General features: G+C 75.3%; 18 protein-coding genes. 9 read left to right on the top strand and 9 right to left on the bottom strand.

What is annotated here, in order from left to right:
• Window positions 1-8 precede the first annotated feature (8 nt).
• Complete coding sequence (locus tag ACF07S_RS08555) at window positions 9-671, bottom strand: hypothetical protein (RefSeq protein WP_391963793.1); 663 nt, start codon at window positions 669-671, stop codon at window positions 9-11.
• A 218-nt stretch (window positions 672-889) separates the two neighbouring features.
• Between ACF07S_RS08555 and ACF07S_RS08550 the strand changes: the two genes are divergently transcribed.
• Together ACF07S_RS08550 and ACF07S_RS08545 are read left to right on the top strand one after the other, a co-directional pair.
• On the top strand, window positions 890-1570 hold the full coding sequence (locus ACF07S_RS08550; RefSeq protein ID WP_391963792.1) for a maleylpyruvate isomerase family mycothiol-dependent enzyme: 681 nt from the start codon (window positions 890-892) through the stop codon (window positions 1568-1570).
• 83 nt (window positions 1571-1653) lie between these two features.
• A complete protein-coding gene (locus ACF07S_RS08545) occupies window positions 1654-2343 on the top strand; it encodes a copper homeostasis protein CutC (RefSeq protein ID WP_391973751.1) in 690 nt (229 codons plus the stop codon).
• Between the two features lie 58 nt (window positions 2344-2401).
• Here the strand turns inward: ACF07S_RS08545 and ACF07S_RS08540 are convergent, their stop codons facing one another.
• On the bottom strand, window positions 2402-4471 hold the full coding sequence (locus ACF07S_RS08540; RefSeq protein WP_391973750.1) for a HelD family protein: 2070 nt from the start codon (window positions 4469-4471) through the stop codon (window positions 2402-2404).
• 406 nt (window positions 4472-4877) lie between these two features.
• On the opposite strand from ACF07S_RS08540, the gene ACF07S_RS08535 reads away from it, so the two are divergent.
• Window positions 4878-5063, top strand: a complete 186-nt coding sequence (locus tag ACF07S_RS08535) for a hypothetical protein (RefSeq protein ID WP_391963789.1) — start codon at window positions 4878-4880, stop codon at window positions 5061-5063.
• A 64-nt stretch (window positions 5064-5127) separates the two neighbouring features.
• Here the strand turns inward: ACF07S_RS08535 and ACF07S_RS08530 are convergent, their stop codons facing one another.
• Entirely contained in the window at window positions 5128-6771 is a 1644-nt protein-coding gene (locus ACF07S_RS08530) for a DNA repair helicase XPB (RefSeq protein ID WP_391963788.1), read from the bottom strand.
• A gap of 192 nt (window positions 6772-6963) precedes the next feature.
• Window positions 6964-9537 (bottom strand): helicase C-terminal domain-containing protein, encoded by a 2574-nt coding sequence (locus tag ACF07S_RS08525; RefSeq protein ID WP_391973749.1) that lies wholly within the window; start codon window positions 9535-9537, stop codon window positions 6964-6966.
• Window positions 9538-9654: 117 nt separating this feature from the next.
• Here ACF07S_RS08525 and ACF07S_RS08520 point away from each other — a divergent pair, with 117 nt between their 5' ends.
• Together ACF07S_RS08520 and ACF07S_RS08515 are read left to right on the top strand one after the other, a co-directional pair.
• Window positions 9655-10668: a hypothetical protein gene (locus ACF07S_RS08520; RefSeq protein WP_391973748.1), complete on the top strand. Its 1014-nt coding sequence runs from the start codon at window positions 9655-9657 to the stop codon at window positions 10666-10668.
• Between the two features lie 40 nt (window positions 10669-10708).
• The gene (locus ACF07S_RS08515) at window positions 10709-11365 is read left to right on the top strand and encodes an HAD family hydrolase (protein WP_391963785.1); all 657 of its coding nucleotides are present in this window, start codon (window positions 10709-10711) and stop codon (window positions 11363-11365) included.
• On the opposite strand, the gene ACF07S_RS08510 is transcribed toward ACF07S_RS08515, so the two are convergent.
• The gene (locus tag ACF07S_RS08510; protein ID WP_391963784.1) at window positions 11332-11592 is read right to left on the bottom strand and encodes a hypothetical protein; all 261 of its coding nucleotides are present in this window, start codon (window positions 11590-11592) and stop codon (window positions 11332-11334) included. The two genes, ACF07S_RS08515 and ACF07S_RS08510, sit on opposite strands and share 34 nt — an antisense overlap.
• A gap of 164 nt (window positions 11593-11756) precedes the next feature.
• On the opposite strand from ACF07S_RS08510, the gene ACF07S_RS08505 reads away from it, so the two are divergent.
• A complete protein-coding gene (locus ACF07S_RS08505; RefSeq protein ID WP_390818437.1) occupies window positions 11757-12140 on the top strand; it encodes a cold-shock protein in 384 nt (127 codons plus the stop codon).
• Window positions 12141-12163: 23 nt separating this feature from the next.
• On the opposite strand, the gene ACF07S_RS08500 is transcribed toward ACF07S_RS08505, so the two are convergent.
• From ACF07S_RS08500 to ACF07S_RS08485, 4 genes are all read right to left on the bottom strand, one after another.
• Window positions 12164-13021 (bottom strand): 1,4-dihydroxy-6-naphthoate synthase, encoded by an 858-nt coding sequence (locus ACF07S_RS08500; protein WP_391963943.1) that lies wholly within the window; start codon window positions 13019-13021, stop codon window positions 12164-12166.
• Window positions 13011-13715 (bottom strand): futalosine hydrolase, encoded by a 705-nt coding sequence (locus ACF07S_RS08495; RefSeq protein WP_391963783.1) that lies wholly within the window; start codon window positions 13713-13715, stop codon window positions 13011-13013. Before ACF07S_RS08495 ends, ACF07S_RS08500 begins: the two co-directional genes overlap by 11 nt.
• 62 nt (window positions 13716-13777) lie before the next feature.
• Window positions 13778-14275, bottom strand: coding sequence for a DUF2771 domain-containing protein (locus ACF07S_RS08490; RefSeq protein ID WP_391963782.1), 498 nt, complete (start codon window positions 14273-14275; stop codon window positions 13778-13780).
• Window positions 14276-14339: 64 nt separating this feature from the next.
• Window positions 14340-15773 carry an MFS transporter gene (locus tag ACF07S_RS08485; protein ID WP_391973747.1) on the bottom strand — a complete coding sequence of 478 codons (1434 nt, stop codon included), beginning with the start codon at window positions 15771-15773 and terminating at the stop codon, window positions 14340-14342.
• Between the two features lie 318 nt (window positions 15774-16091).
• On the opposite strand from ACF07S_RS08485, the gene ACF07S_RS08480 reads away from it, so the two are divergent.
• From ACF07S_RS08480 to ACF07S_RS08470, 3 genes are all read left to right on the top strand, one after another.
• Window positions 16092-17018, top strand: coding sequence for a DUF3027 domain-containing protein (locus tag ACF07S_RS08480; RefSeq protein WP_391963780.1), 927 nt, complete (start codon window positions 16092-16094; stop codon window positions 17016-17018).
• A gap of 165 nt (window positions 17019-17183) precedes the next feature.
• The gene (locus ACF07S_RS08475; protein WP_391973746.1) at window positions 17184-20315 is read left to right on the top strand and encodes a sacsin N-terminal ATP-binding-like domain-containing protein; all 3132 of its coding nucleotides are present in this window, start codon (window positions 17184-17186) and stop codon (window positions 20313-20315) included.
• A gap of 168 nt (window positions 20316-20483) precedes the next feature.
• On the top strand, window positions 20484-21356 hold the full coding sequence (locus ACF07S_RS08470; RefSeq protein ID WP_391973745.1) for a DUF5707 domain-containing protein: 873 nt from the start codon (window positions 20484-20486) through the stop codon (window positions 21354-21356).
• The last annotated feature ends 8 nt before the right edge of the window (window positions 21357-21364 follow it).

Below are 21364 nucleotides of genomic sequence, written 5' to 3'. Positions count from 1 at the left end.
GGGGCAGGCTAGGCGGGCGGCGGGGCCGGGGTCGACAGCATTTCCAGTTCGCCGCGCATGTTGTAGCGGGCGGTGGCCTCCCAGCGCTCGCTCCCGTACGGCGTACGGAACAGCCGGGGCAGGGCGAGGAGTTGCCGCAGCACGTCGGCCCGGCCCGCGCGGAAGGCCTCGCCCGGCACGAAGTGGTACTCCTCGCGGACGGCGGCGGTGTAGGCGGCGTACGCGGACGGCGGCGAGGCGAGCACCGCCAGGTCGGCGTCGCACAGCACCTGGCCGTCGCGGTCGTCGTCGGCGGGGTCGTGCGTGACGGTGAGCCGGACCAGCCGGGCCACCTCGGCGGTCCTCCCCGCCGGCACCCCGGCCTCGGGCAGCGCGCGCTCGGCGAGGCGGGCGGAGCGTTCCTCGTTCTCGGAGCGGTCGGGCAGGTACACGGCGTCGTGGAACCAGGCGGCGAGCCGCACGACGTCCGGGTCCCCCGCGTGTTCCGCCAGCTCGTCGACGCGGTCGAGGACCGCGGTGAGGTGGGTGAGCGTGTGGTAGTGCCGCTGCGGCTCCCGCCAGCGGGCGAGCAGATCGTCGGCGTACGGCGCCGGGTCGGGGCCGCCCCCGGGGCCGCGGGCTCCTTCCAGGGCGCGGGCGAAACGGGCGCGCAGGTCTTCGATGTCGGCCATTCCCCCATTGTTCCCGCCGCACCACCAGAGGCTGCCGCAAGGAGACCCGCGGCGAGCGGGCGGTCCCGGGACCGCCCGCCCGGCCGGCTCCTCCGGCCGGGCGCATCGGCTCCTGGAGCCCGGCCCTCCGACGGGTCCGGCCGCTCCGGGGGCGCGAAGCGGGCCTGCCGGACCCGAAGAGCCGCCGGCGGGCCCTTCGCCGCACTAGCGTGGCCTCCATGACGACTCCTGCGGATGTGCACGACGTACGGGACCCGGAGCTGCCCGGGCGGCTGCTGACCGTCGAACGGGACGCGCTGGTCCCGTTGTTGCGGGGAAGGCCGGACGCGGACTTCGCGCTGCCGGTGCCGGCGTGCCCCGGGTGGACGGTGCGGGACGTGCTGGCGCACTGCTCGGCCGCCCTCGCGCGGGTGGTGCGGGGCCGGTTCGAGGAGGGGGTGTTCTCGCCCGAGTCCAACGAGCGGGACATCGCCGAGCGGGCCGAGTGGGCCAACGCCCAGGTCCTCGACGAGCTGGACCGGGGGATGACCGAGGCGGGGCCCGTGATCGCCGAGGCGGGCGGAGCGCTGGACGCCGTCGCGCTGGGCGAGTGGGTGCACGCCGGGGACGTCCGGGCCGCGCTCCGGGAGCCGGACGCGTACGCGGGCGCGGGGCTGCCGTACGCCCTCGCCCTGCTGGCGCAGGTGACGGCCGGCCGGGGCCACCTCCCCCTGCACGCCGACCTCGACGACACCGACGAGCCCCTGCGGCTGGGCGGCACGCCGGGGGAACGCCCCCCGGCGCGCTACATCGGCGACGGGCCGACGCTGGTACGGCTGTACGCCGGCCGGCCCCTGGACGGGGCGGCGTACGAACTGGCCGGCGTGGACGCGGCGGAGCTGAACATCTTCGGGGGATGAGGGCAGGGGCGGGGCGTCTCCGGGCGTAGGGTTGAATTGGACTAGACCTGTAGGAGTCGACCGAGGCCGAGGAATGGGGTCCCATGAGCAAGCGTGCAGTCCTGGAGGTGATCGCCCTCGACGTCGAGGACGCGGTCGCCGCTCGGGCCGGAGGTGCGGACCGCCTCGAGCTGGTCACCGACATGGCGGCGGACGGACTGACGCCGTCGGTGGCGACCGTCGCGGGGATCCGCGCGGCCGTGGACATCCCGGTGCGGGTGATGCTGCGGCTGGCGGACGGGTTCGCGGCCGGTGACGTCGGGCGGCTGGTGGGCGCGGCGCGTGAGATGCGCGCGGCCGGGGCGGAGGAGTTCGTGCTCGGGTTCCTGGACGCGGACGGCGGCGTGGACCTGGGGGCGGTGGAGCGGGTCGCCGGTGAGCTGGAGGGCTGCCGGTGGACGTTCCACCGCGCGATCGACCGGGCCGCCGACCGGGACGCGCTGCGCAAGCAGCTCGACGGGCTGCCCGGCCTGGACACCTACCTCACCGCGGGCGCGCCGGCCGGCGTCGACGACGGCCTCCCCACCCTGCGCGCCGAGGCGCGGCGGCGGGGGGAGCCGGGCTACGAGCAGCAGTTGCTGGTGGGGGGCGGACTGCGGCTGGACCATGTGCCCACACTGGTGGAGGCCGGGATCGACGGGTTCCACATCGGCGGGGCGGCCCGCCCCCAGGGGTGGGACGGGCCGGTGTCGGCCAAGGCCGTCGCCGAGTGGCGGGCGGCGCTGGGGGACTGAGCGGTCCCGCCGCGCGGCGGGCGGTGCCGGTGCCGGGGCGCGAACGCCCGCGGTCGCCTCAGGTGAGCTGGCGGGGCAGGTCCGTGGCGTGGGTCACGATCAGCCCCGAGACCGCTCGGGTCAGGGCCACGTACAGGCGGCGCAGGCCGGTGCGTTCGTCGGGTTCGGCGTCGACCACCGCCCGCGGCTCGTCCAGGACCACGTAGTCGTACTCCAGGCCCTTCGCCAGGGAGGCCGGGACCAGGGTCAGGCGGGTGGCGTGGGTCGTCTCCTCGCCGGGGGCGACGTAGGTGATCCCGGCCGCCGTCAGCGCCTCCGCCAGCTCCGGGACCCGGGCGTCCGCCGCGATCAGGCCCACCGAGCCCTCGCGGCGCAGCAGTTCGCGGCACGCGGACACCACGTCGTCCGTCGCCTCGGACGGGCGGACCTCGAAGAGGCCCGGGTTCTCACGGATCGACGCCACCGGCGTCAGCCCCGGCGCGATGTGCGGCAGCAGCCGGGAGGCGTAGGCGATGACGTCCGTCGGCACGCGGAAACCGGCCGTCAGTTCCTCGATCACCGCGTCCCCCTTGCCCAGGTGTCCCAGCGCCTCCTCCCAGCTCCGGGTCGCCCACGGGGTGGTGCCCTGCGCCAGGTCGCCGAGGACCGTCGCCGAACCGGTCGTACAGCGCCGGCCGACCGCCCGGTACTGCATGGGGGAGAGGTCCTGCGCCTCGTCGAGCACCACGTGCCCGAGCGAGTGCGTGCGCCGGACGAGATCGGTGGCCTCGTCGATCAGCACGGCGTCCGCGGACGACCACTTCGCCGACTTCACCGACCGGGCCGGCTTCGCCCACAGGATCGCCTTGCGCTCCTCCTCGTCGAGCAGCCCCTCCGCGTGCTCGGCCAGGAACTCCGGCTCGCCCAGCAGCCGCAGCACCAGTCTCGCCGGGTCGACGGCCGGCCAGATCGCCTTCACCGCCGCCTTCACCGCGCCGTTGCGGGCCACCGCGTCCTGCACCCGGTCGTCCGGCGCCTCCCCCGCCCGCTCCATCTGCACCAGCACGGCGTGCGCGACGCGCTGCGGGAGTGCGTCGCGGGCGGCGCCGTAGCGGATGTCGCGCTCCAGCAACTGGCGCACGATCTCCTCCAGTTCGTACGCCGGGACCCGCCAGCGGCGCGAGCCGCGCACCACCACGACGGGCTCGGTCGGCATCGTGACGTGCGCGTAGAGGGCCCTGCGCAGCACCTGCGCCATCCGGGCGTCGCCCTTGACCACCGCCGCCGGCGCGTCGTCCGTCCCGCGGACCTCCACGTGCGCCACCAGGTCGTCCACCGTCGCCTGGGCGACCGTCAGCTCACCCAGGGCGGGCAGCACCTGCTCGATGTAGTGCAGGAAGGACCGGTTCGGCCCGACGACCAGGGTGCCGGTGCGGGCCAGCCGCTCGCGGTGGGCGTAGAGCAGGTAGGCGACCCGGTGCAGGCCGACGGCGGTCTTCCCGGTCCCGGGACCTCCCTGCACGCACACGCTGCCCGACAGCCCCGACCGTACGATCTCGTCCTGCTCGGGCTGGATCGTGGCGACGATGTCCCGCATCGGGCCGACGCGCGGACGCTCGATCTCCTGCTGGAGCAGCCTGCTGGTGCCGGCCTCCTCCGCCGGGTCGCCGAGGTGCTCGTCCTCGTACGCGGTGAGGTCGCCGCCGGTGTAGCCGAAGCGGCGGCGCAGCGCGACGTCCATCGGGTCCTTCCCGGAGGCCCGGTAGAACGGCTGCGACACGGGGGCACGCCAGTCGATCACCATCGGGTCGCCGTCGGCGTCGTGCACGTGCCGGCGCCCGATGTAGAAGCGCTCGCCGTCGGCCCCCTCGGCCCCCTCGGGGCCGGGGGAGCGCAGGTAGTCGAGCCGGCCGAAGAACAGCGGGGTGCCGCTGAGGTCGGCCAGCGCCCTGACGCGCTCCTGGATCTGGCGCTCCAGCACGGCCGCGTTGACCCAGTTCGCGGTGACGTCGCCGATGTCGAGGGACTCCACGTCCTCGCGCATGGCGCGCAGCGCGGAACGGGACGCGGCGAGGTGGGCGCGCTCGCGGGAGAGGGGATCGCCGGCGGGGTCGTTCACGGACTGGCGCACGGGTGTGGACGCGGACAAGGGGGTGCCTCCGGGGAAACTGCTGCTGGGCTGCTGGGCTGCTGCGACATACCGGCCGGTTTCCGTCCGGGCGGCGGCGCTCCGTGAGGGAGGCGGGGAGGAGCGGAGATTCTAGGGCCCGGGGCCGGTGCGGTCCAAACGGATTCCCGCGCCGGCGGGGCGGCCCGCAGAGCGCACCCGTGGCCGCGCCGGTCAGCTCGTACCCGGTGAACCGTCCGCCGTCCGCACGCCGGTCACGCCGTCCGGCCGCCGTACCGGTCCCGGGGCCGACGGAGGCCTCGGCCCCTAGGGGAAGTCTCCGTCCCGCCTGGGGGGCGGGGCTCGTCCCTCAGGCGTACCCGGAGCTCCGGCGGATCGGTCCCTTCGGCCGATGCCCGGGCCGGGGGAGAAGAGCAACCATGGAGACATGAGCGCAGCCACGGTCAACCCAGCCCCGCCGCCGGTCCGGCCGGCCGGCGCGACCGCCGTCCAGGGCAGTCACCCGCACCCCCTCGGTGACGCCCTGCGCGCGGTGAAGGTCTTCCTCGGCGCCGCCTTCGACGTGGTCGTCCTCGGCGAGTACGGCGAGGAGGCGGGCGTCCGCCGCAGGTGACGGCCGCCCGGACGGGCACGGGCGCGCCGCGGGGTGGACACCGGCGTGCCCGCGGCCGGTCTCCTCAGCTCCCGGCGAGGAGTTCGTCCGCGTCCATGATCCGGTACGCGTACCCCTGCTCCGCCAGGAACCGCTGGCGGTGTGCCGCGAAGTCCTGGTCGATGGTGTCCCGGGCGACCACGGAGTAGAAGTGGGCCTGGTGCCCGTCCGCCTTGGGCCGCAGCACCCGGCCGAGCCGCTGCGCCTCCTCCTGCCGCGACCCGAAGGTGCCCGACACCTGGACGGCGACCGTCGCCTCCGGCAGGTCGATCGAGAAGTTAGCGACCTTGGAGACGACCAGGACGCTGATCTCGCCCTGCCGGAACGCGTCGAACAGCTTCTCCCGCTGGGCGTTCGACGTCTCGCCCTTGATCACCGGCGCGTTCAGGTGCTCGCCCAGCTCGTCCAGCTGGTCGATGTACTGCCCGATCACCAGGATCTGCTGACCCGCGAAGCGCCGGACGATCGCCTCGGTGACCTTCTGCTTGGTCGCCGTCGTCGAGCAGAACCGGTACTTCTCCTCCTGCTCCGCGGTGGCGTAGGCCAGCCGCTCGGACTCGGTGAGGCTGACCCGGACCTCCACGCAGTCGGCCGGGGCGATGTAGCCCTGGGCCTCGATCTCCTTCCACGGCGCGTCGAACCGCTTCGGCCCGATCAGCGAGAAGACGTCCGACTCGCGGCCGTCCTCGCGCACGAGGGTCGCCGTGAGGCCCAGCCGCCGCCGCGCCTGCAGGTCCGCCGTGAACTTGAAGACGGGCGCGGGCAGCAGATGCACCTCGTCGTAGAGGATCAGGCCCCAGTCCCGGGAGTCGAACAGCTCCAGGTGGGGGTAGATCCCCTTCCGCCTGGTGGTCAGCACCTGGTAGGTGGCGATGGTGACGGGACGGATCTCCTTGCGCGTCCCGCTGTACTCGCCGATCTCCTCCTCGGTCAGCGAGGTCCGCCGCACCAGCTCGTGCTTCCACTGCCGGGCCGAGACGGTGTTGGTGACCAGGATCAGCGTGGTCGACTTCGCCTGCGCCATCGCCCCGGCGCCGACCAGCGTCTTGCCGGCGCCGCAGGGCAGCACGACCACGCCGGAGCCGCCGTGCCAGAAGTTCTCCACGGCCTGCTTCTGGTACGGGCGCAGCGCCCACCCGTCCTCGTGCAGTTCGATCGGGTGCGCCTCGCCGTCCACGTACCCGGCGAGGTCCTCGGCCGGCCAGCCCAGCTTCAGCAGCACCTGCTTGATCTGCCCCCGCTCCGAGGGGTGCACGACCACCGTGTCCGGGTCGAGGCGGGCGCCGACCAGCGGCGCGACCCGCTTCGAGCGCAGCACCTCCTCGAGGACCGGCCGGTCGGTGGTGGTCAGGACGAGCCCGTGCGCCGGATGCCTGGTCAGGCTGAGGCGGCCGTAGCGGTCCATCGTGTCGGCGATGTCCACGAGCAGCGCGTGCGGCACGGGGTAGCGGCTGTACTGCACCAGCGCGTCCACGACCTGCTCGGCGTCGTGGCCGGCCGCCCGGGCGTTCCACAGGCCCAGCGGGGTCACGCGGTAGGTGTGGATGTGCTCGGGGGCCCGCTCCAGTTCGGCGAACGGCGCGATGACCCGGCGGCAGTCGTCGGCCTGCTCGTGGTCGACCTCGAGGAGGAGGGTCTTGTCGGACTGGACGATGAGCGGACCATTCACGCGCGGCTGCCTTTCTGCGGCTCGGCGACGGACTCGGCACGGGCACGGCACGGACTCGGCACGCGCGGGGCGCGCCGCCGCGCGTGCACCGCACGGCCAAACGTCCAGTTTGCCTGATCGCGCGCCGCAGGGGTCCCGGAGCGGCCCGGCCACTTCGGCGCGCCCGGCGTGAGGTTGTTCACCAGCGGCCGCTCAGCCCTCCTCGTCCGCCAGTTCCGCGACCCCCGTGATCCGGTGCAGCGGGTACGTCCGCACCTCGTCGGCGGTGTGGTCGTACGCCGTGACGAAGCCGCCCTCGACACGGACCGGGGCGATCACGCGCTGGCTCGCCGCGCCCTCGGCGTTGACGTAGCCGATCCACAGCACCGCGCCGGTGAGGACGGCGGCCTGCAGGGTGGCGAGGGTGTCGGCGACCGTCGTGCGGGGCAGCTCGCCGGGGCCCGCTTCGTCCCCGGCGACCGGTTTGCGCGGCGCGGTGGCGGCGAGGTCACCGGCGCGGACGGCCCGGACCGCGGCCGTGAGCAGCGTGTCGTCGGGGACCGGCGGCCCGTCCGGGACCGGTTCGGGTGCCGTGCGCGGCGGGGTGCGGTGGGCGTCGGCCCGGGTGATCAGGACGTCGCCCTCGCTGGACTCGGCGGCCGGTGCGAACCCCATCGCGCGCAGCCCCTCCAGCAGGCCCGTCGGGTCGGTCCGCGCGGCCAGCACGGTCGGCGCGAGCCGGCGCAGGCCCAGTCCGGCGGCGCGCTTGTCGGCGAGGATCTCGCTGAGCACCGCGTCGTCGTCGCAGCGGACGTACGCCGAGGCGGCGCCCACCCGCAGGTGCCCGTGCCGGCGGGCCACGTCGTCGATGAGGTACGCCAGCGGCTGCGGCACCGGTGTACGGGAGTGCGCGGCGAGGAAGGAGTGCAGGTCGGCGGCGGTCTGCCCGGCGTCGAGGGCGCGGCGCACCGAGCCGGGCGTGAACCGGTAGACGGTCGCGCCACCCTTCGATTCCACGTCCGCCAGGACGCCCAGCAGCTCGGCGAGCGGCCGCTCCAGCGGGCCCGGCGCCACCGCCGTCAGGTCGGCCTGGAGGAGGACGTGGTCCAGGGGCCGCGGCAGCAGCGGCGCCAGCAGCCGGGCCGCGGCGGCGGTGGCCGCCACCTGCCCGGTGGGGGAGAGGGGGGCCGGGGGCGGGGTGGGGCGGTGGTGGACGGGCAGCTTGTCGCCCGGCCCCGCGGGCTCGGGCTCCGCCTCCGGCCGCCGGGGCGCGGGCGCGCCGATCAGTGCCCGCCCGTGCGTGGAGAGCGCGCCCCGCCCGGTGATCCCCAGCATCTCCGCCTCGGACAGGACCCACCGGGCCAGCCGCGTCCGCAGGTCCTCGCTTTCCCCGCCGCCCGTGCCGCCCGTGCCGCCCCGGCCGCCCCGCGGCGGGCGTTCCCAGTGCAGGCGGGCCAGGACCGACTCCGCGGCCGGCGCGGCTCCCTCCGGCAGGCCCGCCAGCAGCGCCAGCACCCTGTGCCGCACCTCCGGGGCCGCCGAGCGGTCCAGTCCCGGCCCCAGCGCCGACAACGTACGGTCCTTCGCGTCCCGCCCGCCGACCAGCCCGGCCGTCCGGGTCGCCGCCAGCCAGGCCGCGGCCAGCCGCGCCCACCGCTCGGCGGGGGGCCGCTCGCGCCACTCGTCGTACGCCGGCGTCGCCGCGTACCGCTCCTCGGCCTCCCCGTCGGAGGCCACCAGCCCCGCCGCGTGGGCCAGCTCGACCCAGAAGGCGGCCACCGGCTCGGTCACGTCCAGGGCGACGGCGGTCCGCTTCAGGTCCCGCAGGCTCAGCCCGCCGGCCCGCAGCACCGCCGGACCGCCCTCGTCCCAGTCCTTCAGCAGCTCCTCGACGGTCGCCAGCGCCGTGAACGCCTGGCCGGCCGCCGTCGCGTCCACCACCTGTGGAGGGTGCGCGGCGGCGGCCTCGACGGCCGGCGGCACCGGCTCCGGCCGGCGGTGCGCCCGCCCGGCCCGCAGCCGCAGCGCGACCTCGCGCGGCAGCACGACCGTCCCGGGCGCCGTCGGCAGCAGCAGCCCCCGGTCCAGGAGCCAGCGCAGCCGGGGCGCGGGATCGGCGGTGACCTGCCCGTACGGCGGGCCCCACACCAGCCGCTCCAGCACCTCGACGGACTCGCCCGGCGCCTCGTCGAGCAGCGCGGCCATCCGCGCCGGGTCGTCGAACAGGGCGGTCAGGGCGGCCAGGGCGGAGACCGTGTCGTGCGTGGACGCCAGTCCGGCCGTCGCCACGATCTGCTGGATCCGCCCCGGCGACATCCCGGAGGCGGCCTCCCGCACCGTCGGGCCGAGGCCGGTCGGCGACGGGTGCTGCGGTGACGGCGACAGCAGCTCACGGGCGGTGCGGACCAGCCGCAGCCGTTCGTCACCGCCCCACACCAGGGCCTGCTCGCGCAGGGTGCCCAGCGCGTGCGGCAGCGCGGCCGAGACCGCCGGGTCGCCGTCGTCGCCCGCCAGCAGCCCCAGCAGCTCCTCGTACGGCGCCGGGTCCCCGGCCACCGCCAGCGCCTGGGCCGTCTGCAGCGCGAACCTGTCCAGCCGCTCCAGCGCCCGGACCACCGAGGCACGGGTGCCGGCGCGGGTGGCGAGCTGGGTGAGGTCGGTGGGCACGGGCGTGACGAGGTCCGGGCGGCTGCGCAGCAGCGCGGCCAGGGACGCGTCGTCCCGTTCCCGGAGTGCCTCAGCGAGGGATCGGGGGGCCGCCGCCGCGGGCTTCTCCTCGGTGCTCATCCGCCTCACGGTAGCGGGTGGGTACGCCGGTGGCGTGCCGGGAGTTGGGCCGGCCGGTCACACTCGCGGTAACGTCGGGCGACGGTGTCCGGACGCATCCGCCCCGGAGGGGACTTCGTGGGTATCGAAAGTGACCAGGTCGTCTACGAGTACCTGAGCCGCGTCGGTGACGTGGCGCAGCAGCGGCAGCTGCCGTCGGCGGCCCGTATGCGGCTGGTCGCCGAGCTGCGCGACGAGATCGACAAGCGCCGGGCGAAGGCCGTGGTCGATTCCCCCGGTGCCGTGCGCCGCATCATCTCCCGGCTCGGCACCCCGGACGAGGTGGTGACGGCGGCCTCCGACGGCTCCGGCACCCCCACGGGCGCCGCCGCGCCGCCGCCCGCCGCGGTCCCGGTGCAGCGCGAGCCGGAGCGCGGCGCCGACGCCCGCGCCGGCCGCCCCAAGGGCGTGCTGCGCCGGGCCGTCCCCCGGCCCCGCGCGGCCGGGGCACCCGATCCCGCCCCCTCCGCCGCACCCGCCCCGCCGCACCGGGCCGGCACGGACGAACTCGGCGACAGCGCCACCCAGCCCGACTGGTGGCGGGTGGACGAGGGCCCCTTCGGCGTCGGCGATGCGGTGCCGGGCTTCGTGGGCGGCGTGGAGATCCCGGAGCTGCTCAGGTCGCCGCGGACGGAGGAGAAGGAGCCGGCGCCCGCGGCGAAGGACCCGGACGTCCCGCCGGCGGCCGGGGCCGGGTCCGAGGCCGGGCCCGCCGCCCGCCGCCGCTTCCCGCGCCTGCCGGGCCTCCCGTCCGGCCGCTGGAGCAACCCCCTCCTCCTGTTCGCCGCCGCCCTGCTGGTCGCGGGCGCCGCGCTGGGCAACTGGTTCGGCCTGATCCTCGGCTGGCTCATCGCCTACGGCTCCCGCCGCCTGACCCAGGCGGAGACCAAATGGGCGGTGGCCGTCCTCCCCGGCCTGGCGCTCACGGGCGGCGTCGTCTGGCTCTGGGGCCGGACGGAGGGCCGCTGGGGCACGCCCGTCGCCGAGGGCCACATGAACGACGCGGTCTCCGAGACCTGGCCCTGGGTGATCCGGACGGCAGCCGTGGCCACGGCCCTGTTCCTGGTCTGGCGCTCCCAGCGCCGACGCTAGCCCCGCCCCGCAGGCCCCCGGGCCGGGCACAATGGCCCGTATGGCCCTGGCGACCCCGTTCCAGCCCACCGTCGGCTTCGACCTCGACATGACGCTCATCGACTCCCGGCCCGGCATCCGTGCCTGCTACCGGGCGCTGTCCGAGCGGACCGGCACCCACATCGACGCCGACCTCGCGGTCACCCGGCTCGGGCCGCCGCTGGTGGACGAGCTGCTCAACTGGTTCCCCGCCGAGCGGGTCGAGGAGACGGCCGACCTGTACCGGGCCATGTACCCCGCGTACGCCATCGCCGCCACGCCCGCCCTGCCCGGCGCCCGCGAGGCGATGACGGCGGTGCGCCGGGCGGGCGGACGCGCGATCGTCGTCACCGCCAAGTACGAGCCCAACGCCAAGCTGCACCTGGCCCACCTCGGCATCGAGCCGGACGCCGTGATCGGCGACCTGTGGGCCGAGCAGAAGGCGCTCGCCCTGCGCGAGCACGGAGCGGCCGTCTACGTCGGCGACCACGTGGGCGACGTGCGCGGCGCGCGGACCGCCGGCGCGCTGTCGGTCGCGGTCACCACCGGCCCGTGCGACGAGAGGGAGCTGCGCGAAGCCGGCGCGGACGTCGTCCTCACCGCCCTGACGGAATTCCCACGGTGGTTTTCGGACTATCGCGCGGACTACCGCTCCGAGAACCGGCCGGACCGCGCCTGACGGCGCCCCGCCGCGACCGAACGCAGTACACCCGCCCCGGCCATCAGGAATCCGACGGCCATGAGCATGCTCAATCCGAACATGTATGTCGGAAAGGGAGCCGTTCCGAGGAACAACGGGGCCACAGTGACCAGTGTGGCCACGGCGCCGGCGAAGAAGACGATGGCACCGGCACGGACCAGACCGTCACCGGGCGCGGCGGAATTCGCTTGGGTTTTGTCACGCACCCGACCAGGGTAGTTCCCAGCGCGAGGGAACAGCCCGGTGACGTCTTGTCACCGGCCCGAGGACCACTAGCCTTGGTACCGGCGGGTCGTCAGGCCCGCCGGAGCGCTATCAAGAGCCGTTTTCAGAAGCAGTTTTCCCGACGAGTACGAGGACGAGGACAGACGTGCCCACCGGCAAGGTCAAGTGGTTCAACAGTGAGAAGGGCTTCGGCTTTCTCTCCCGTGACGACGGCGGCGACGTCTTCGTGCATTCCTCGGTCCTCCCCGCCGGAGTCGAGGCCCTCAAGCCGGGCCAGCGCGTGGAGTTCGGCGTGGTCGCCGGACAGCGTGGCGACCAGGCCCTTTCCCTGACCGTCCTGGACCCGACCCCGTCGGTCGCCGCCGCCCAGCGCAAGAAGCCGGACGAGCTGGCCTCCATCGTCCAGGACCTGACGACCCTGCTGGAGAACATCACCCCGCAGCTGGAGCGGGGCCGCTACCCCGACCGCGCCGCCGGCAAGAAGATCGCCGGCCTGCTCCGCGCGGTCGCCGACCAGCTCGACGTCTAGGACGGCCCCCCGGGCCCGGCGGCTCAGGGGAACCGCAGCGCGTCCGGGCCGAGGGGCGGCACCAGCCCCTCGGCCGCCGCGCGCGTCAGCAGCCCCCGCACGGCCGCGTAGCCGTCCTCGCCGAGGTCGGCGGTGAACTCGTTGACGTACAGCCCGATGTGCTGGTCGGCGACGGCCGGGTCCATCTCCTGGGCGTGCTCCATGACGTACGGGCGGGACGCCATGGGGTCGTCCCACGCGGCCCGCACCGACGCGCGGATCGAGGCGGCGAGCCGGGTCAGCGTCTCCTCGCCCAGCGCGCGCCTGGCGATGATCGCGCCCAGCGGGATCGGCAGCCCGGTGGTCAGCTCCCAGTGCTCGCCCATGTCGGCGAGCCGGTGCAGCCCGTAGTCGCGGTACGTGAAGCGTGCCTCGTGGATGACGAGTCCCGCGTCGACCTTCCCGTCCCGCACGGCGGGCATGATCTCGTGGAACGGCATCACCACGATCTCCCCCACGCCGTCCGGCACCACCTCCGCCGCCCACAGCCGGAACAGCAGGTACGCCGTCGACCGCTCGCTCGGCACGGCGACCGTGCGCCCCGCCAGGTCCGCCCCCGCGCCGTCCTGCCGGGTCAGCACCAGCGGCCCGCAGCCCCGCCCCAGCGCGCCCCCGCAGGGCAGCAGGGCGTACTCGCCGAGGACGTACGGCAGCACCGCGTACGACACCTTCAGCACATCGAGCTCGCCGCGCTCGGCCATGCCGTTGGTGAGGTCGATGTCGGCGAAGGTCACGTCGACGGCGGGTGCGCCGGGCACCCGGCCGTGGGCGAGGGCGTCGAAGACGAAGGTGTCGTTCGGGCAGGGCGAGTAGGCGATCCGCAACTGCTGCTCACTGGTCATGGCGGTCATGCCGGCTCCAACTCTCCAGTACGGGTGCGAGCTTCCCGAAAGCCCCGGTGAGGGCGTCCAGCGCGTCGGCGACGCGCCAGGCGGCGCGGTCGCGGGGGCCCACGGGGTTCGACACCGCCCGCACCTCCAGCACGGGCACGCCGTGCGCGGCGGCGGCCTCGGCGACCCCGAAGCCCTCCATGGCCTCGGCGAGGGCGCGCGGGTGCCGGGCGCGCAGTGCGGCGGCCCGGCCGGCGGTCCCGGTCACCGTCGACACGGTGAGCACGGTCCCGGTGAGCGCGCCGGCCGCGGCGGCGGCCCGGCGGACCAGGGCGGCGGGCGGGCGGTGGGTGACGGTGCCGAAGCCGAGACCGGTGACCGGCAGGAAACCGTCGGCCGTCTCGGCGCCCAGGTCGGCGGCGGTGATCTCGTCGGCGACGACGAGGGAGCCGAGCGGCGCGTGCGGCGGGAAACCGCCGGCGATGCCGGCGGAGACGACCAGGCCGTAGGGCCGGCCGTCCAGGGCGGCGGCGGTGAGCGCCCCGGCCGTGGTGGCGGCGGCGAGCGCCGGACCCACCCCGGCGGCCAGGAGGCCGGGCCCGCCGGCGACCTGCAGCACGGTCGCCCCGGGCAGGGCCACCTCCCGCACCGGCCCCGGGAACGCGCGGGCCACCGCGTCCCGCTCGGCGGGGACCGCGGTGGCCACGAGGACGCCTCCCCGCGCCACCGGCTCCGCGCGGGCGGGGGACACTGCGGTGGACGACGTGATCAGGCGTCCTTCTTCAGCCGGAAGGACCACAGGGCCGTGGCCGCCTGCTCGCCCTCCTTGACCGACACCAGGGTCGAGTCGCCCTGGGCGCCGTACTGGGCGTTGAAGAACACGCTGCCCGGGATGGTGCGGTAGGTCTTGGTGCTGGCGTCGGTCAGCGGCTGGCCGTTCATCAGGATGGTCCAGCCCTTGTCGGCGACCTCCGGGTCGACACCGAACCGGACGGTCTCGTCGGGGTCGACCGAGATCTCGTCGATGCCCTTGTCCTTCAGGCACTTGTTCAGGTCGGCGGTCCCGAGGGCCTCGCCCTCGCCGCCGCAGGTGGCCTCGGAGCTGACCGAGTCGCTGCCCACGGTGATCGTGGCCATCGGCGTCGGCTTGTCACAGGCGGCCAGGACGAGCAGTCCGGCGGATACGGCGCCTACGGCGGCGACGGCACGGCGGCGTCGCACAGCGCGGTGTGTCAGAGCGGCTGCGCCGCGGGGCAACGTGGTCATGGGGCGAAGGCTATCGGGCACCTCCGCCGCGCCCCCCACGTGGGGGTACGGCGTGGCCGGAGCGTTACGCCGCCCGCGGCCGCCCCGCGCCCCCGTCCCGGGCCGAACGCACCAGCCCGCGCACCGTGGTCAGCCAGCCCGCGGCGACGATCACCGCGCCCGCCGCGAGCCCCAGCGAGCCGGTCAGCGGCATCGCGATGCCGATCGCGCCGCCCAGCACCCAGGCCGTCTGCAGCAGCGTCTCGGACCGCGCGAACGCCGACGTGCGGACCAGCTCGGGCACGTCCCGCTGGATCAGCGCGTCCAGCGACAGCTTGGCCAGCGCCTGCGCGAACCCGGCGATCGCGGCCAGACACGCCACCAGGACCGCGCCGAAGAACAACGCGGCCGTGATCGCCGCGCCCAGCACACAGGCCACCACCGTCACGATGATGATCTCCGGGGCGCGGGACCTGAGCCACGCCCCGACCGCCGTACCGAGCGCGTTGCCCGTGCCGGCCGCCACACCCACTATGCCGAGGGAGACCGCGGCGCTCTGCCCGGTCATCGGGTGCTCGCGCAGCAGGAACGCGAGGAAGAAGATCAGGAAGCCGGTCAGGCAGCGGATGGCGGCGTTGGCGCCGAGCGCGTGGGTGACGGCCGGGCCGACCGTGCGCAGCCCGGGGCGCTTCTCGCTCCTGCGGTGCGGGCCGTGCAGATGCTGCTCGTCGGCGGCGAGCAGGGCCACGTCCTCGCCCTTGGCGGAGTCCACCTTCGGCGGCAGCCGGAAGGACAGGAGCATCCCCGTGACGAAGAGCGCGAACGCGCCGAACAGGGGCCAGCGCGGCCCGATCTGCTGGAGCCCCGCGCCGATCGGCGCGGCGATCCCGGTCGCCAGCAGCCCGCCGAGGGTGACCCGCGAGTTCGCCTTCACCAGGGAGAAGGCGGGCGGCAGCAGCCGCGGCACGACCGCGCTCCTGACCACCCCGTACGCCTTCGACGAGACCAGCACGCCCAGCGCGGCCGGGTACAGCTCGATCCCGCCGGTGACGACCGCGCCGGACAGGATCAGCGCGAGCAGCGCCCGGGCGAGCATCGCGCCCGCCATGGCGGCGCGGCGGCCGTGCGGGAGGCGGTCCAGGAGCGGCCCGACCACCGGGGCGAGGAGGGTGAACGGCGCCATGGTGATGGCGAGGTAGAGGGCGACGCGCCCGCGTGCCTCGTCGGTCGGCACGGAGAAGAAGACGGTGGACGCCAGCGCGACCGTGATCATGACATCGCCGGCGCCGTTGACGCCGTGCAGTTCGATCAGCTTGCCGAGCCCGGACTCCCCGGCGCCGTGCGCGTGGGTCGCCCTGCGGATCCCCCGCGCGGTTCCGGTCACCGGGAAGTGCAGGGCGCGTCCGAACGCGCGGAGGCGGCCGCCCGCCCGGTCCGTCCCGGCGCGTCGGCCGCTGTCCTCGATCCCTTTCGCCGTACCGGTCCCGGTGGCGTCCTGGGGTGTCCTCGCGGTGGCCACGACGTCATAGTGCCCCGAGAAGCGGGTGCGTAGTGCCGTGTCGTCCCGGGTGCCGCCCGGGTGCGGCTGTACGGCGGAACGCGCGGGGCCGGCGGCCGGCCCCGAAAACCGGCGCGCGGGACCCCAGAACAACCGTCGGTGTAGGCCCAGGGCACGCGAGAAGGTAGCGTGCGTATCTCAGCCATCCCGCAGAATGGATGGAGGCGCGCCCGAGCACGTTGCGGCGCGGACGTCGACGCGGTCCCCCGGTCCGCTCCGTCCGCCCCCCGCGCTGGGAGTGGCGCACTCGTGAGACGGCGTAGGAGAGAAGCGATACCTGTGAGCGCAGCGACAACGCGAAGCCGCACCCCCGACCGTCTGTGCGCCGAGGCCGTCGACCTCGCACGCTCCGCAGCCGAGGAGGCTGCCGCGCCCGGGGTCGTGGGAGAGCACGAGGGAGTGGTCTCCGAGGGGGACCGCGTCGTCACGCACTTCTTCGGGTGCCGCGAGTTCGGTTACCGCGGCTGGCGCTGGGCCGTCACCGTCGCCCGCGCCTCCCGCGCCAAGATCGTGACGATCGACGAGGCGGTCCTGCTGCCCGGCCCCGACGCGGTGCTCGCGCCGGAGTGGGTGCCGTGGAGCGAGCGGCTGCGCCCCGGCGACATGGGTCCCGGCGACCTCCTCCCCACCGACGCCGAGGACCTGCGCCTGGAACCCGGCTACGCCGACGAGGAGGAGCCGTCGCCGGTCTCCGCGGTCTCCGCGGACCTGGCCGAACTGGTGGAGGCCGAGGACGCCGAGGTCACCGGGGGCACCCCGGCCCATCTGACGGTGGCCCCGGCCCGCGGCTCGATCGCGGCGGTCGCCGAGGAGCTCGGCATGCGCCGCGCCCGGGTCCTGTCCCGCTACGGCCTGCACATCGCCGCCGACCGCTGGGAGGAGTCGTTCGGCGCGAAGACCCCGATGGCGCAGGCCGCCCCCGCGTCGTGCGTCTCGTGCGGCTTCCTGGCCCGTATCGGCGGCTCCCTGGGCCAGGCCTTCGGGGTGTGCGCCAACGAGTTCTCCCCGGCCGACGGCCACGTGGTCTCCCTGGCGTACGGCTGCGGCGGCCACTCCGAGGCCGCGGTCATGCCGAGGCCCCCGCAGCCCGCCCCGCCGGTGATCGACGAGACCCGGGTCGACCCGTTCCCGCTCCGCCCGGCCCCCGACTCCGGCTCGGTCCCGGCCACGGAGGACGAGACGACCGCGGAGCTGGGGCACTCCTAGGAGTGCCGGAACCCTGCGGAACCGGCCGTCCGCCTGAAGCGGCGGCCGCCCGCCGGCGGGGGTTCCCCGGGGCCACCGGTGGGCCCGGGCCGCTCCACCCCGCCGCGGGAACGAGGAGCCTTCGGCTCGCGGTACCTTCGTCGTCAGCCGATGAGGAGAGTCAACGTGAGCAAGTTCGTGCGGCCCGCCGCCGAGGGCGCCGACCCGTTCGGCACGGCGCGCCTGCGGCGCGGTGTGCTGGACGCCTGGGCCACCAGTCCCGCCCGCTTCCGTGAGGACGCCAACGCCGAGGAGGACCTCGTCCTCGGTGGCTACCGGGACCGTCTCGTCGTCGAGCTCGCCCAGAACGCCGCCGACGCCGCCGCCCGGGCCGGTGTGCCCGGACGGCTCCGGCTCACCCTGCGGGACGGGGTGCTCGTCGCCGCCAACACCGGGGCCCCGCTGGACGCGGCCGGCGTCGAGTCGCTGTCCACCCTGCGGGCCTCCGCCAAGCGGGACGCGCCGGAGCGGGCCGTGGGGCGGTTCGGCGTCGGGTTCGCGGCCGTGCTCGCCGTCACCGACGAGCCCGCCGTCGTCGGGCGGCACGGCGGAGTGCGCTGGTCGCTCGCCGAGGCCCGGGACCTCGCCGGTGACACCGCCCGGCACAGTCCCGGGCTGGGGGACGAGATCCGCCGCCGGGACGGGCACGTACCGCTGCTCCGGCTCCCGTTCGCCGCCGAGGGCACCGCCCCCGGCCCGTACGACACGGCCGTCATCCTCCCGCTGCGCGACACGGCCGCCGCCGATCTGGCCGAGCGGCTGCTGGGCGCCGTCGACGACGCCCTGCTGCTCGCCCTGCCCGGTCTGGCGGAGGTGACCGTCGAGATCGGCGACGCCGAGCCCCGTACCGTGAGCCGCCGCACCGAGGGAAACCTGGTCGTCGTCGAGGACTCCGGCGAGGGCACCACCCGCTGGCGCACCGCCAGCGCGCACGGGCCGCTCACCCCCCGCCTCCTCGCCGACCGCCCGGTCGAGGAGCGGCTGCGTCCGCACTGGTCGGTCACCTGGGCCGTCCCGGTGGAAGCCGACGGAACCCCCGGCCCGCCCCGCACCAGCCCCGTCGTGCACGCCCCCACCCCCAGCGACGAACCCCTCGGCGTCCCCGCCCTGCTCATCGCCTCCTTCCCGCTGGACTCCACCCGCCGGCACGCCGCCCCCGGCCCGCTCACCGACTTCCTCGTGCAGCGCGCGGCCGACGCCTACGCCGAGCTGCTCGCCGACTGGCGTCCGGTCACCCCCGGGATCATCGGCCTGGTGCCCGGCCCGCTCGGCAAGGGGGAACTGGACGGGGCCCTGCGGCAGGCGGTCCTCGAGAGGCTGCCGCGCACGTCCTTCCTGCCGCCCGCCGTCGAGCCGCGCGCGCAGGACGACGACTCCGGCCTGCCCGAAGCACTGCGGCCCCGGGACGCCGAGGTCGTCGAGGGCGCCGGCGCGGACACCGTGCGGGTGCTGGCGGAGGTGCTGCCGACGCTGCTGCCCGCCGGTCTCGAACGCCGGGCCGAGCTGCGCACGCTGGGCGTCGCCCGCGTCCCGCTCGCCGACGCGATCGACCGGCTGGCCGGACTGGAGAAGTCCCCCGACTGGTGGCGGCGGCTGTACGAGAGCCTGGCGGGCGTCGACCCGGACCGGCTCTCCGGGCTGCCGGTGCCGCTGGCCGACGGCCGGACGGCGGTCGGCCCCCGCCAGGTGCTGCTGCCCGGGGCGGAGGCCGCCCGCATCGAGCCGGAGGTGCTGGCCCGGCTCGGCCTCAAGGTCGCCCACCCGGACGCCGCCCACCCCCTGCTGGAGAAGCTGGGCGCCCTGCCCGCGACACCGCGCGCGGTGCTCACCACCCCGCAGGTGCGGGCCGCCGTCGCCGCCTCCCTCGACGACGGGGACGGGACGAACTGGGAGGAGGACGCGCCCGACGCCGAGGAACTCGCCGACACCGTGCTGGGCCTGGTGCGCGACGCGGGACTGGAGCCCGGCGAGGAGCCCTGGCTGGGCGCCCTCGCGCTCCCCGACGAGGACGGCGAGCTGTCCCCGGCCTGCGAACTGGTCTTCCCCGGCGGCCCCTTCGCCCGGGTGATGCGCGAGGGCGAACTCGCCGCCGTCGACGCCGAGCTGGCCGGGAAGTGGGGCGAACGGCCGCTGGCCGCCTGCGGGGTGCTGGTGGACTTCGCGCTGGTCCGCGCCCACGACGTCGTCCTCGACCCGGACGAACTCGAACCCCGCGAGGGCGACTTCGCCGAGCCGGACGACGCGGGGCTGCTGGACGCCGTGGACGTGTGGAGCGAGGACGTGCTCGACCGCTTCCCGGACAGCCCGGTGCCGCCGGTCGCCACCGAGATCGTCGCCGTACGGGACCTGGACCTGGTGGACGACGACCGGTGGCCGCAGGCCCTCGCCCTGCTGTCGCGGCCCCCGCTGCGCGACGCGCTCGTCCAGCCGGTGCGGATCCTGCTGCACGACGGCACCCACGAGGTCGTACGGCCCTACACCGCCTGGTGGCTGCGCGGGCACCCGGTGCTCGGCGGGCGCCGCCCCGCCGGACTGCGCGCGGCCGGCGGCGACCCGCTGCTGCGCGGCCTGTACGACGAGGCCGACGCCACCGGGTTCGAGGACGAACAGGTGCTGCGGGCCCTGGGCGTGCGGACCTCGGTGGCGGCCCTGCTCGACGAGCCCGGCGGCGCGGCCGAACTCCTCGACCGCCTCGCCGACCCCGGCCGCCCGGTCACGGCCGCCCAGCTGCACGCCCTGTACGGCGCGCTGGCCGAGCTGGACCCGGACCAGGTCACCCTGCCGGACGAGGTGCGCGCGGTCGTCGACGGCCGGGTGGAGGTGGTGGACGCCGCCGACGCGGTCGTCGTCGACTCGCCCGACCTGCTGCCGTTCACCGGGGGCGTGGCCCTGCTGCCGGTGCGTCCGTCGCGCGCCGCCGAGCTGGCCGAGCTGTTCCAGGTGCGGCGGCTGAGCGAGTCCGTCACCGGGCGGATCGACTCCGAGGGCACGGAACACGACGTACCGGAGCCGGTGCGGGTGCTGCTCGGCCCGCGCACCCCGGCCTCGTACGTGGAGCACGAGGAGCTCGTGGTCGACGGCGTGGGGATCGACTGGCGGCTGACCGACGACGGGGTGCTGCACGCCGCGACCCTGGAGGGCGTGGCGGCCGGCCTCGCCTGGGCGGCGGGCCAGTGGCCCCGCCGCTTCGAGGTCGCGGCCCTCCTGGAGGACCCGTCCCGCACGGAGGAGCTGGCCCGGGACCGCTGGTTCGACTGACCCCGACAACTCCCGCACATTCATTCCATCTTCCGTACAACCTTTGGTGCGGCTGGTGGATCTGATCATGCGAGTCAACAGACTCCATGATCATCCGGGACCCCGTGCCGACGACGAGCCGTAGGAAACGACCAGAGCCGGGGTCCCCTTTCTCCACCTGGGGAACGCATGCGCATCCGAGCCACCGTGGCCGCCGTCACCGGCGCCCTGGCCCTCTCCGTCCTCGCCGTGCCGGCCGCACAGGCCGACAGCCGCGGCGACGCGGACCCGAACAAGCCGAGCGCCGCCGAGCGCTTCGGCGCGTCCTCCGCGAAGTCGACGTTCCGCGCCGCGGCCGCCGCCGAGGAACTGCCCGTCATCTCCAAGGTGACCATCAACTCCGGCAAGGCCGTCGCCGTCGGCACCACCAACGCCAAGACCTTCACCGTGTCGGTGACCGCCAGTCACACGACGGGCATCCAGGACGCCTACGTCGACCTGTGGCACGGCACCGACCCCACCACGGTGGAGGGCATCGACGGCCTCCTCCCCCCGAACGAGGAAGCCGCCACCTGCACGGCCTCCAGCGCCACCACCTCCACCTGCAAGCTGACCATCACCGCCTACCCGGGCTACGACCTGCACAAGAACGCGCTGGCCGGCACCTGGAAGGTGACCGTCGGAGCCCTCGCCGGCGACGAGAGCGTCTACTGGGACGACTACCACACCACCCACAAGGTCCAGCGCTACTCCAAGCTGACCGTCAACGCCTCCCCCGAGCCGGTGAAGAAGGGCAGGACCATCACCGTCACGGGCAAGCTGTCCCGCGCCAACTGGGAGACCTCCACGTACGCGGGTTACGCCACCCAGTCCGTGAACCTCCAGTTCCGCAAGAAGGACTCCAGCACCTACACCACGCTGAAGACCGTCAAGACCAACAGCACGGGCAACCTGTCCACCACCGTCACGGCCTCGGCCGACGGCTACTTCCGCTACTCCTTCGCGGGCACCTCGACCACCCCGGCCGTCAGCGCCGCCGGTGACTTCGTCGACGTGCAGTAGTCCCCGCC

Origin of the sequence: Streptomyces sp. NPDC016640 (assembly GCF_043076215.1) — a bacterium.
GTDB lineage: Bacteria > Actinomycetota > Actinomycetes > Streptomycetales > Streptomycetaceae > Streptomyces.
Note: the sequence above shows the minus strand (reverse complement) of the source record. Positions and strands in the feature narration are given on the sequence as shown.

Coding starts and splice junctions, on each gene's coding strand:
- ACF07S_RS08555 (WP_391963793.1), bottom strand. CDS start 671: ATGGCCGACATCGAAGACCTGCGCGCCCGTTTCGCCCGCGCCCTGGAA.
- ACF07S_RS08470 (WP_391973745.1), top strand. CDS start 20,484: ATGCGCATCCGAGCCACCGTGGCCGCCGTCACCGGCGCCCTGGCCCTC.
- ACF07S_RS08535 (WP_391963789.1), top strand. CDS start 4,878: ATGAGCGCAGCCACGGTCAACCCAGCCCCGCCGCCGGTCCGGCCGGCC.
- ACF07S_RS08525 (WP_391973749.1), bottom strand. CDS start 9,537: ATGAGCACCGAGGAGAAGCCCGCGGCGGCGGCCCCCCGATCCCTCGCT.
- ACF07S_RS08500 (WP_391963943.1), bottom strand. CDS start 13,021: ATGACCAGTGAGCAGCAGTTGCGGATCGCCTACTCGCCCTGCCCGAAC.
- ACF07S_RS08490 (WP_391963782.1), bottom strand. CDS start 14,275: ATGACCACGTTGCCCCGCGGCGCAGCCGCTCTGACACACCGCGCTGTG.
- ACF07S_RS08515 (WP_391963785.1), top strand. CDS start 10,709: ATGGCCCTGGCGACCCCGTTCCAGCCCACCGTCGGCTTCGACCTCGAC.
- ACF07S_RS08545 (WP_391973751.1), top strand. CDS start 1,654: ATGAGCAAGCGTGCAGTCCTGGAGGTGATCGCCCTCGACGTCGAGGAC.
- ACF07S_RS08550 (WP_391963792.1), top strand. CDS start 890: ATGACGACTCCTGCGGATGTGCACGACGTACGGGACCCGGAGCTGCCC.